This is a genomic window from Bacteroides sp. MSSM.1001136sp1_RTP21357st2_D2_RTP21359_211015 (genome assembly GCF_040913205.1).
In the GTDB taxonomy this organism is placed as follows: domain Bacteria; phylum Bacteroidota; class Bacteroidia; order Bacteroidales; family Bacteroidaceae; genus Bacteroides; species Bacteroides ovatus.
In genome coordinates this window covers 1-10124 of the sequence record NZ_JBDFVF010000066.1, presented here as the reverse complement: position 1 = coordinate 10124, position 10124 = coordinate 1, and the positions used below count along the sequence as shown (strand labels likewise).

At 40.8% G+C, this 10124-nt stretch carries 13 protein-coding genes and 1 tRNA gene; 10 read left to right on the top strand and 4 right to left on the bottom strand.

Annotated elements, in window-relative coordinates; genetic code table 11:
• Window positions 1-74: 74 nt before the first annotated feature.
• Entirely contained in the window at window positions 75-944 is an 870-nt protein-coding gene (locus tag AB5217_RS24570; RefSeq protein ID WP_004306786.1) for a 4-hydroxy-3-methylbut-2-enyl diphosphate reductase, read from the bottom strand.
• Window positions 945-952: 8 nt separating this feature from the next.
• Window positions 953-1639: a (d)CMP kinase gene (gene cmk / locus AB5217_RS24565; RefSeq protein WP_008776301.1), complete on the bottom strand. Its 687-nt coding sequence runs from the start codon at window positions 1637-1639 to the stop codon at window positions 953-955.
• Window positions 1640-1855: 216 nt separating this feature from the next.
• Between cmk and AB5217_RS24560 the strand changes: the two genes are divergently transcribed.
• From AB5217_RS24560 to AB5217_RS24520, 9 genes are all read left to right on the top strand, one after another.
• Entirely contained in the window at window positions 1856-2539 is a 684-nt protein-coding gene (locus AB5217_RS24560) for an energy transducer TonB (protein ID WP_004306792.1), read from the top strand.
• A 69-nt stretch (window positions 2540-2608) separates the two neighbouring features.
• The gene (locus AB5217_RS24555) at window positions 2609-3583 is read left to right on the top strand and encodes a polyprenyl synthetase family protein (RefSeq protein WP_004306794.1); all 975 of its coding nucleotides are present in this window, start codon (window positions 2609-2611) and stop codon (window positions 3581-3583) included.
• Window positions 3584-3598: 15 nt separating this feature from the next.
• Window positions 3599-4315 (top strand): hypothetical protein, encoded by a 717-nt coding sequence (locus tag AB5217_RS24550; RefSeq protein ID WP_004297925.1) that lies wholly within the window; start codon window positions 3599-3601, stop codon window positions 4313-4315.
• Window positions 4309-5085: a TatD family hydrolase gene (locus tag AB5217_RS24545; protein ID WP_004312431.1), complete on the top strand. Its 777-nt coding sequence runs from the start codon at window positions 4309-4311 to the stop codon at window positions 5083-5085. The genes AB5217_RS24550 and AB5217_RS24545 overlap by 7 nt, the downstream gene beginning before the upstream one ends.
• A 120-nt stretch (window positions 5086-5205) precedes the next feature.
• A tRNA-Ser gene (locus tag AB5217_RS24540) sits at window positions 5206-5293 on the top strand.
• 74 nt (window positions 5294-5367) lie between these two features.
• A complete protein-coding gene (locus AB5217_RS24535; RefSeq protein ID WP_032843980.1) occupies window positions 5368-6168 on the top strand; it encodes a MotA/TolQ/ExbB proton channel family protein in 801 nt (266 codons plus the stop codon).
• A gap of 6 nt (window positions 6169-6174) precedes the next feature.
• Window positions 6175-6660 (top strand): hypothetical protein, encoded by a 486-nt coding sequence (locus AB5217_RS24530; RefSeq protein WP_004297929.1) that lies wholly within the window; start codon window positions 6175-6177, stop codon window positions 6658-6660.
• A 35-nt stretch (window positions 6661-6695) separates the two neighbouring features.
• Entirely contained in the window at window positions 6696-7289 is a 594-nt protein-coding gene (locus AB5217_RS24525) for an ExbD/TolR family protein (protein WP_004297930.1), read from the top strand.
• Window positions 7290-7292: 3 nt separating this feature from the next.
• Window positions 7293-7763, top strand: a complete 471-nt coding sequence (locus AB5217_RS24520; protein ID WP_004297931.1) for an ExbD/TolR family protein — start codon at window positions 7293-7295, stop codon at window positions 7761-7763.
• A 122-nt stretch (window positions 7764-7885) separates the two neighbouring features.
• On the opposite strand, the gene AB5217_RS24515 is transcribed toward AB5217_RS24520, so the two are convergent.
• Both AB5217_RS24515 and AB5217_RS24510 read right to left on the bottom strand, forming a co-directional pair.
• Window positions 7886-8425, bottom strand: a complete 540-nt coding sequence (locus AB5217_RS24515) for a GNAT family N-acetyltransferase (RefSeq protein WP_008650303.1) — start codon at window positions 8423-8425, stop codon at window positions 7886-7888.
• 43 nt (window positions 8426-8468) lie between these two features.
• Window positions 8469-9746, bottom strand: coding sequence for an IgA Peptidase M64 (locus tag AB5217_RS24510; RefSeq protein WP_004311693.1), 1278 nt, complete (start codon window positions 9744-9746; stop codon window positions 8469-8471).
• 152 nt (window positions 9747-9898) lie between these two features.
• Here AB5217_RS24510 and AB5217_RS24505 point away from each other — a divergent pair.
• A partial coding sequence (locus tag AB5217_RS24505; RefSeq protein WP_151874882.1) for an AsnC family transcriptional regulator occupies window positions 9899-10124 on the top strand: 226 nt, incomplete at its 3' end.

Here is a 10124-nt window from a genome sequence, read left to right as displayed (position 1 = left end):
CTTTTTATTCATTCGTGTTACTTTGCCGTTTTTTCTTATGTTGCTTTGCTATTATTCTTTTATGAATAAAGCAATTATTCTTTGATAAGCGTCCGAATGTGATTGTAAATCTTCTCCATCAACCATTTCGGAGTAGAAGTCGCCCCACATACACCAATCGATTTTACGTTTTGAAGAAGAGAAGGATCGATTTCTTTCTCGTTATCTATCAAATGCGAATTAGCGTTCACTTTCAAACATTCTTCAAACAGCATCTTTCCGTTCGAACTCTTTTTGCCGCTGACGAAGAAGATCAAATCGTGTGTAGCCGCAAACTCCCGGAGCTTAGGCATACGGTTGGCAACCTGGCGGCAGATCGTATCATAATATTCGAAAGTAGCCTCCGGTGAAATATGTTGTTTGAAGTATTCTACGATTTCCTGAAATTCGTCCAGTGACTTGGTTGTCTGTGAGAAAAGGCGGATACTTTTATTTAAATCCAGCTTTTTGGCTTCCTCTGCCTTTTCAATCACAATTGCTTTTCCGTCTGTCTGCCCTACCAGTCCCAGCACTTCAGCGTGTCCGCTCTTGCCGTAGATGACAATTTGCTTTTCTTCGTCGCTGTCTGCCAGATAGCCTTGTCGGATGCGTTTCTGCAAACGTAATACAACCGGACAGGTCGCATCGATAATCTCGATCTTATTTTCACGGGCAATCATATAAGTTTCCGGTGGCTCTCCATGCGCCCGGAGCAATACTTTTGCATTTTTCAATTGCTTGAATTCTTCCCGATTGATGGTGATTAATCCCATCGTTTTCAGCCTGTCCACTTCCCGGCTATTGTGCACAATGTCTCCGAGGCAATAGAGTGTTTCTCCCTTTGCCAACTCTTCTTCTGCCTTATGAATGGCTGTCACCACACCAAAGCAGAAGCCGGAACCTTCGTCTATCTCTACCTTGATCATAAAACAAACTATTTACTTACCTTATTAAATTGTTCGAAAAGCCATTTTTTCTGCTCTTCAATCGATAAGTCGGTATTATCCAGGAGCAGCGCATCTTCTGCTTTGCGCAGCGGGCTTACTTCACGGTTTTGATCGATATAATCCCGTTGTTTCACGTTTTCCAGAATTTCGTCGAAGCTGGCTTCCTGTCCTTTTGCTTTCAGCTCGTCATAACGACGTTGAGCACGGATTTCGGGAGTAGCGGTTACAAATATTTTCAGTTCCGCATCCGGGAAAACGGTAGTTCCTATATCCCGGCCATCCATGACGATGCCCTTTTCCTTTCCCATTGCTTGTTGCTGCGCCACCATTTCTTCACGTACGAAGTCAAGCGTACTGATAGGGCTCACTTTGGAAGAAACCTCCATTGAACGGATTTTATTCTCCACATTCACGCCGTTCAGATACGTGTCGGGACGTCCGGTTTCCTTATTCAGCTGGAAAGATATACGAATGTTCTTGATTTCTTTTTTCAGTTTCTCCGTATCGATCACGTCTCCGTTGAAAATCCCGTTCTCTATACTATATAAAGTGACCGCACGATACATGGCTCCACTGTCAATGTAAATGTAACCCACTTCGCGGGCAAGATCTTTGGCCATTGTACTTTTTCCACAAGAGGAAAAGCCATCGATTGCAATTGTTATCTTTTTCATATTCAGTTCATCTGATTTGTTCGCCAAAGATACGGTAAATTTGAAAATCAACCATAAGTTTGCCGTTAAAAGGAGCAAGACAAGTACGAAAGAATTAAAAAAGTTAAAAAGCCGGATAAAAAGAGGCAAAGAGGGGAACGAATACATGAAAATGTACTATATTTGCCCGGAGACACATGAAAGGACACTTTTTTTAATCATTATATTAATAAATTTATGGAAGTTAAAAAATCACCCAAGGCAGACCTGGAAGGCAAGAAGTCTACATGGTTGCTCGTTGGTTACGTGGTAGTTCTAGCTTTCATGTTCGTGGCGTTCGAATGGACCCAGCGTGACGTGAAGATAGATACAAGCCAGGCAGTAGCCGATGTCGTGTTTGAAGAGGAAATTATTCCTATTACCGAAACCCCTGAACAAGCAGCTCCACCACCACCTGAAGCTCCAAAGGTAGCAGAATTGCTGGAGATTGTGGATGATAAAGCTGATATTGAGGAAACAACAACTATTATCAATGAAGATAATCAAGCTCGTGTAGAAGTAAAATATGTGCCTGTACAAGTGGTTGAAGAAGAACCGGAAGAACAGACTATTTTCGAGGTTGTAGAAAATATGCCGGACTTCCCGGGCGGACAAGCAGCTTTGATGCAGTATCTGGCAAAAAATATTAAATATCCGACTATCGCACAGGAAAACGGAACTCAAGGACGTGTTATCGTACAGTTCGTTGTTAACAGAGACGGTAGTATCGTAGATGCGAAGGTTGTACGTAGCGTCGACCCGTATCTGGATAAAGAAGCCCTCCGTGTGATTAATACCATGCCGAAGTGGAAACCAGGTATGCAGCGCGGAAAACCGGTACGTGTTAAATTTACAGTTCCTGTGATGTTTAGATTGCAGTAATTTGTAACACTATAAATGGAGAGGCTGCTTTCGGCAGCCTCTTTTTATTCATTAATTTTTTTATTCATCATGTTTACAGCTTCTCAATTACTCGATAAGATAAATAATCATATTTCTGAAATCCAGTTTACCCGGACGCCGAAAGGACTTTATGAACCGATTGAATATATCCTTTCTCTGGGTGGGAAGCGGATACGTCCTGTATTAATGTTGATGGGATATAACTTGTATCGGGAGGATGTTGCGTCTATATACGATCCTGCCACTGCGATTGAAGTTTACCACAATCACACCTTGTTGCATGATGATTTGATGGATCGTTCGGATGTGCGCAGAGGGAAACCTACCGTGCACAAGGTCTGGAATGATAATACTGCTGTACTTTCGGGAGATGCTATGTTGATTCTGGCATTTCGGTATATGACGGGTTGTCCACCGGAACACCTGAAAGAAGTGATGGATTTATTCAGTTTGACTACACTCGAAATCTGTGAAGGACAGCAACTGGATATGGAATTTGAATCTCGCTGTGACGTTACAGAAGACGAATACATTGAAATGATTCGTTTGAAAACAGCCGTGTTGCTTGCGGGTAGTCTTAAAATAGGTGCAATTCTGGCAGGAGCGACTGCTGAAGATGCAGAAAATCTATATAATTTTGGAATGCATATTGGAGTAGCATTCCAGTTACAGGATGATTTGTTGGATGTATATGGTGATCCGGAAGTGTTCGGGAAGAAGATAGGTGGAGACATCCTCTGCAATAAAAAAACATATATGCTTATCAAAGCACTGAACCGTGCGGATGAAAAGCAGCATGCTGAATTGAATCGTTGGTTGAATGCGGAGGCTTTTCAACCTTCTGAAAAAATCGAAGCGGTAACTGAAATCTATAATCAGTTGAATATCCGCAATATTTGTGAAAGCAAAATGCGTGAATATTATACATTCGCTATGGAAAGTCTGGCGGCGGTAGCTGTTGCGGAAGACAGAAAAAAAGAACTGAAGAATCTGGTGAAATTATTAATGTATCGTGAAATGTAGTTAAGTATCGGAGATATGCCTTATAGACGACTACCAAATACAGATCAAGCAAGAGTTCGGGCGCTGAAAGCGGCTGTCGAAAAGGGAGAGATGTATAATGTGCGTGACTTGGCTATTACATTGAAGACATTATTTGAAGCGCGTAACTTTTTGCATCGGTTTGAGGCAGCGCAAATTTATTATACCCAGTGCTACGATAATCAGTCGCGTGCCAGCCGTAAACACCAGATGAATGTGAAGACTGCCCGGCTGTATATCTCTCATTTTATTCAGGTGCTCAATTTGGCAGTGCTTCGTGATGAAATCAAGGTGGCACATAAAGAGTTATATGGCTTGCCTGCTTCCAATACCGTACCGGACCTGTTGAGTGAAGCCTCTCTGGTAGAGTGGGGGAAGAAAATAATCGAAGGCGAACAATTAAGGACCACTCAAGGTGGCATACCTATTTATAATCCGACTATTGCACGCGTAAAAGTGCATTATGATATTTTTCTGGAAAGCTATGAACGGCAGAAGAACTATCAGGCATTAACCAATCGTAGTCTTGATGAACTGGCGTCTATGCGTGACCGTGCCGATGAATTGATTTTGGATATCTGGAATCAGGTAGAAGCCAAATACCAGGATGTCACTCCCAATGATACCCGATTAGAAAAATGCCGCGACTATGGACTGATATATTATTATCGCTCCAGCGAAAAAATAAAAGAAGAAAAAGAAATATCATGTTGATCGATACTCATTCTCATCTTTTTGTTGAAGAATTTACCGAAGACCTGCCTTTGGTGATGGAACGTGCGCAGAAAGCGGGAGTTTCCTATATTTTTATGCCCAATATAGACAGTACGACCATTGATGCTATGTTGTCGGTTTGTAGGGATTATCCGGGATTTTGCTATCCGATGATCGGACTGCACCCTACTTCTGTCAATGAATCGTATGAACAGGAATTAGCGATTGTTCACAAATACTTGTCGACTTCCCGTGAGTTTGTGGCTATCGGAGAAATAGGTCTTGATCTTTATTGGGACAAGACTTTTCTGAAAGAGCAAATCTTGGTTTTTGAAAAGCAAATAGAATGGGCGCTGGAATATGGTCTTCCCATTGTAATCCATTCAAGAGAAGCGTTTGAATATATATATAAGGTAATGGAACCCTATAAAAATACCCCATTAACCGGCATTTTTCATAGTTTTACTGGGACATCGGAAGAAGCGGCGAAATTGTTGGAATTTGAAGGATTTATGTTAGGTATCAATGGAGTTGTAACTTTCAAGAAATCGACTTTGCCGGAGGCATTGACGACTGTTCCTTTAGAGCGCATTGTGCTCGAAACCGATTCTCCCTATTTGGCTCCCGTGCCGAACCGGGGAAAGAGAAATGAAAGTGCCAATGTGAGAGACACACTCATGAAGGTGGCTGATATTTATCAGAGGGATCCGGAGTATGTGGCACAGGTCACTTCTGTGAATGCGTTAAAAGTGTTCGGAATCCGCAAATAAGGTTCGAAAGGTTTTAAATTATATTAATTTGCAGTATTTATTCAAGATAAAAGGGGGAGAATGCTTCTTGAAAAGAAAAAAAAGAATACATTTGTAGCTGAAAATGCTGAAAACACAGAGGGAGAGATGCTCGAGTGGTTGAAGAGGCACGCCTGGAAAGCGTGTATACGCCAAAAGCGTATCCGGGGTTCGAATCCCCGTCTCTCCGCAGAAATGAAAGAGAGATGAGAAGTAAATACAATAATAATAATCAATTAATTAATCTTAAAAATTAGACACACAATGAAAAAGTTATTTGCAATTGTTGCTGTGATTGGGGCCTTCACTTTTGGCTCAATTCAACTTGCTCAGGCTCAAGACGCTCCTGCAGCAGAACAAACTGAACAACAAGCTGTTCCTGCCGCTGAAGCTACTACAGCTACTGCTCCTGCTGCAGAAGAGGGTGGTATTCACAAGGAAATCAAAGTTAAATTCATCGAAGGTACTGCATCTTTCATGAGTTTGGTAGCTATCGCTTTGGTGATCGGTTTGGCTTTCTGTATTGAACGTATCATTTATTTGAGTTTGGCTGAAATCAACACAAAAAAATTCATGGCATCTATCGAAGCTGCTTTGGAAAAAGGTGATGTTGAAGCTGCTAAAGACATTGCTCGTAACACCAGAGGCCCGGTTGCTTCTATCTACTACCAAGGTTTGATGAGAATCGATCAAGGTATTGACGTAGTTGAGAAGTCAGTTGTATCTTATGGTGGTGTACAGGCAGGTTACCTTGAAAAAGGATGTTCTTGGATCACACTGTTTATCGCAATGGCTCCGTCACTCGGATTCTTGGGTACTGTAATCGGTATGGTGCAGGCATTTGATAAAATCCAGCAGGTAGGTGATATCTCTCCGACGGTTGTTGCAGGTGGTATGAAAGTAGCCTTGATTACAACTATCTTCGGTTTGATTGTAGCATTGATCCTTCAGGTATTCTACAACTACGTACTTTCTAAAATTGAGGCTCTTACAAGTGAAATGGAAGATTCTTCTATCTCTTTGCTTGATATGGTAATCAAATATAACTTGAAATACAAAAAATAATCTAAAATGAGTAAGTTAACATATAGAATATCGTATTACGCACTGTATGCGATGTTTGCTATTATTCTGATCGTTATTGGCTTGTTCTTCTTAGGAGGAGATGCCTCGGGCGATGCCTTAATTCCGGGAGTAGATCCCGAAATGTGGCAACCGGCTCAAACAGACGCCTTACTCTATCTGATGTACGTTTTGTTTGGCTTAGCCATTGCAGCCACTGTTATTGCTGCTGTATTCCAATTTGGTGCAGCTTTGAAGGATAACCCGGCAAATGCCATCAAGTCTTTACTTGGTTTGGTTCTTTTAGCTGTTGTTCTTATTGTAGCTTGGGCAATGGGTGATGGTACACCAATGCAGATTCCTGGCTATAGTGGTACAGACAATGTTCCTTTTTGGCTGAAAGTAACTGATATGTTCCTTTATTCTATTTACATATTGTTGTTTGTGACAGTTGTTGCAATCATTGCGAGTGGTATAAAGAAAAAATTGTCGTAATCAATTGAGGATACTCGATTAAATAAGTTATTAAAATGGCAAAAGGAAAAAGAAAAGTTCCTGATATAAACTCAAGTTCTACGGCGGATATTGCTTTCTTGTTGCTGATCTTCTTCTTGATTACAACATCAATGGATACGGACCGTGGTTTGGCAAGACTTTTGCCTCCACCACCCGAAGATGAAAAGAATGAGAATACCGATAAAATTAAAGAACGTAACATCCTGCAGGTTTATCTGAATAAAGATGATGCTTTGATGTGCGGGAATGATTATATTGGTGTTGATCAGTTGAGGCAGAAAGCCAAAGAGTTTATTGCTAACATCAATAACGCTGAGAATATGCCGGAAAAGACACAAAAAAATGTCGATTTCTTTGGTACTACTCTTGTTAATGATAAGCATGTAATTTCTTTGCAGAATGACCGCGGGTCTTCTTATCAGGCATATATAAGTGTGCAGAACGAATTGGTAGCTGCATACAATGAATTGAGAGATGAGTTAGCTCAAGAAAAGTTTGGGGTTACTTACGCTGAACTGAATGATGCACAGCAGAAAGCTGTTCGTGAAGTTTATCCGCAACGAATTTCTGAAGCAGAACCTAAAAAATACGGAGAAAAAAAGAAGTAAGTAATGGGAAAATTTAATAAGACTGGTAAACGTGAAATGCCGGCATTGAATACTTCTTCGTTGCCTGACCTTATCTTTACCTTGTTGTTCTTCTTTATGATTGTAACAACGATGCGTGAGGTAACATTAAAGGTGCAGTTTACACTTCCGCAAGGTACTGAACTCGAAAAACTGGAGAAGAAATCACTGGTAACATTCATTTATGTAGGGGAACCTACACAAGAATATCGCGCGAAAATGGGTACTGAAAGTCGTATTCAGTTGAATGACAGTTATGCTGAAGTGGGTGAAGTACAAGACTTCATTTTTCAGGAACGTGCGAGTATGAATGAAGGCGATGCTGCTAAGATGACTGTGTCTCTGAAAGTAGATCAGAAGACAAAGATGGGTATTGTTACTGATGTAAAAAATGCTCTTAGAAAATCTTATGCTTTGAAGATTAACTATTCGGCTACGAAACGTGGTGAGAAGTAATTAGTTAATTCAATATATATAAAAAGGGCGTTCAATTCAAATTGAACGCCCTTTTTATATATACGTAGCTGGAGTAAGGTTTTCCATTTGTGAAACTAATTTCGAGCTGCTACCTAATTTAATTAGTTGTCTTTTACTCCATATACTTCTTTATGTATTCTCTTTTTGATTGTTTCAAAATCCTTTTCACAATCCAATTCTCCGTGTACCATTAAATACATGGGCAGAAAATCATCTCCGGGCTTGTAAGGAGGTTGGCTATAGTCTTTTTCCCACAGCGTAAAGCCTTGACGTTGATAAAAGCTGATACGTCGTTTTGCCATTTCCTCTATCGGACGTTCTACTTCCAATACGATCGGGCGTTTCAAATAATTGCATAAGTATTCCAGCGTGCGTTTTCCATAGCCTCCATTTCGCAGGGCAGGATTGGTTGCAAAGTGTTCTACATAGTAGAAACTGTCAAAATCCCAATAGGTAATGAAGCCGACTGGCAGGTCATCATCAAAGATGATGTTATTATGAAAGTTGCCCGTACGATCAGTGTACTCGCGCAGTTGTTCCAACTGACGGTACTCTTCCGGTGGAAACGAATCAATTAGAAGCTCTTCCATGAATTTGTAATGTTGCAGATCCGACGTACTAATTGGTTGAAGTCTAATCATGAGGTTTGGGTTTTAAGTTTGACAATAATATAATTGTATTCCATTAAGGAACATAAAATTCAATCATTCGACGGATGGCACGTTGACAAACCGGACAAAACTCCGGATATTCGTTTGTTTTCATGCGACAGTCATAAGCCGGACGATAAATGCCTTTGGCAGAGTAGCCACCTCCTTCATATACTCCTACGGGATATTTCTTTTTTTCAGCAATAGGGGTCGGGATCGGGGTACCTGACGGAAGCATATCTTTCCATTTGGAAGCGAAGTTCACCCGTGTTGAAATATTTTGTTCCCACGGTTCGACATCCAGCGGATAAGTATCTGTCATCACATCATCATCATAGAAATATTCGTCGGCCAGTCCACCGAAACTGTGTCCGAACTCGTGCACGACTACCGGCTTGAACATCGGGTGATGGGCCGTGGTCAGCGTATACGAATTGTATATTCCTCCACCACCATATACATCCGTGTTAGCCAGGATAATGATATGTTCGTAGGGGATGCCTGCCAATGCATTATGGATAGACTTTACCCGGCTGGTAGTCAGATAACGGTCCGAGTAAAAAGTATCGAAATGGGAGTGAACCGCCGTTTGTTTCCACTGATTTTTGCGGGGAACACTGACACCACTGTCCGTAGAAGGACTGGCTACGGCAACAATATTAAATTTACCCTTCATGGAGCGGAACGGCTCATACGAAAACAAACTTTCGCAGGTACGTTGGGCATCCTGGTAGAAAATATCCATTTCTTTTTCTGTGTATCCTTCTGCAAGGATGGCAACATCTATGCAGTCTTTTTCGTTACCACTTTGAAGCATATACCGATGCGGAGTGACATGTGATACCCCCCGTTTATGAATCAATATATCATCCGGACGCACGATATGTTTATAGGTAGCCAATCTTTTTTTTCGCGGAGAATATAAAGTGACTTCTACCTCCACAGGCTGTTTAGGATAAGGAAGAAGGAAAGTATTCTCAAATCCTTTGGCTGTTTCTTTAGCTTCGTCTGTGGACAGCCACTCTTGAAACAAAGAAGAGAATGACGTTTTGTAGATACACTGTTTGCTGGCAAGGTCTTTCACTATAATTTGTCCGTTGCCTTCCAATGGAAGTTCCGAAAGATGATGTTGACGTCCTGCCCAGGTAGGAAGTTGTGATAGCTCATCCAGATAAATAGCCTGTTGTGTAGCATCCCCGGTAAAGATATAATCCACTCGCAATGTTTTGTTCTGAAAATAATCAGCAAAATTCTGTGCATAACTTCCTATAGAAGTACAGAAACACAGAATAATACAGCAAATATGTTTCATATTAATGGTATATTTATGTTTTTCGCAAAGGTACGAACTATTGTTGACTTATCCGCTTTCTGCAAATAAAAGTAATAGATTATAGTATTTGTTGTCGAAAAATCGCTAACTTTGCATAAAAGATTCATTGATAAAAACAATTTGATTCAAAAATGGGACATCATCAATTAGATGCTTTAGATGAGCAAATTCTGAAACTGATTGCAGGGAATGCGCGTATTCCTTTTTTGGAAGTAGCACGAGCATGTAATGTTTCCGGCGCTGCAATCCATCAGCGTATTCAGAAGCTTACTAATTTAGGTATATTAAAAGGTTCGGAATATGTCATCGACCCCGAGAAAATCGGATATGAGACTTGCGCTTATATTGGTATATATC

Coding starts and splice junctions, on each gene's coding strand:
- AB5217_RS24530 (WP_004297929.1), top strand. CDS start 6,175: ATGAGTAAGTTAACATATAGAATATCGTATTACGCACTGTATGCGATG.
- AB5217_RS24555 (WP_004306794.1), top strand. CDS start 2,609: ATGTTTACAGCTTCTCAATTACTCGATAAGATAAATAATCATATTTCT.
- AB5217_RS24520 (WP_004297931.1), top strand. CDS start 7,293: ATGGGAAAATTTAATAAGACTGGTAAACGTGAAATGCCGGCATTGAAT.
- AB5217_RS24525 (WP_004297930.1), top strand. CDS start 6,696: ATGGCAAAAGGAAAAAGAAAAGTTCCTGATATAAACTCAAGTTCTACG.
- AB5217_RS24560 (WP_004306792.1), top strand. CDS start 1,856: ATGGAAGTTAAAAAATCACCCAAGGCAGACCTGGAAGGCAAGAAGTCT.
- AB5217_RS24545 (WP_004312431.1), top strand. CDS start 4,309: ATGTTGATCGATACTCATTCTCATCTTTTTGTTGAAGAATTTACCGAA.
- AB5217_RS24510 (WP_004311693.1), bottom strand. CDS start 9,746: ATGAAACATATTTGCTGTATTATTCTGTGTTTCTGTACTTCTATAGGA.
- AB5217_RS24535 (WP_032843980.1), top strand. CDS start 5,368: ATGAAAAAGTTATTTGCAATTGTTGCTGTGATTGGGGCCTTCACTTTT.
- AB5217_RS24550 (WP_004297925.1), top strand. CDS start 3,599: ATGCCTTATAGACGACTACCAAATACAGATCAAGCAAGAGTTCGGGCG.
- cmk (WP_008776301.1), bottom strand. CDS start 1,639: ATGAAAAAGATAACAATTGCAATCGATGGCTTTTCCTCTTGTGGAAAA.
- AB5217_RS24515 (WP_008650303.1), bottom strand. CDS start 8,425: ATGATTAGACTTCAACCAATTAGTACGTCGGATCTGCAACATTACAAA.
- AB5217_RS24570 (WP_004306786.1), bottom strand. CDS start 944: ATGATCAAGGTAGAGATAGACGAAGGTTCCGGCTTCTGCTTTGGTGTG.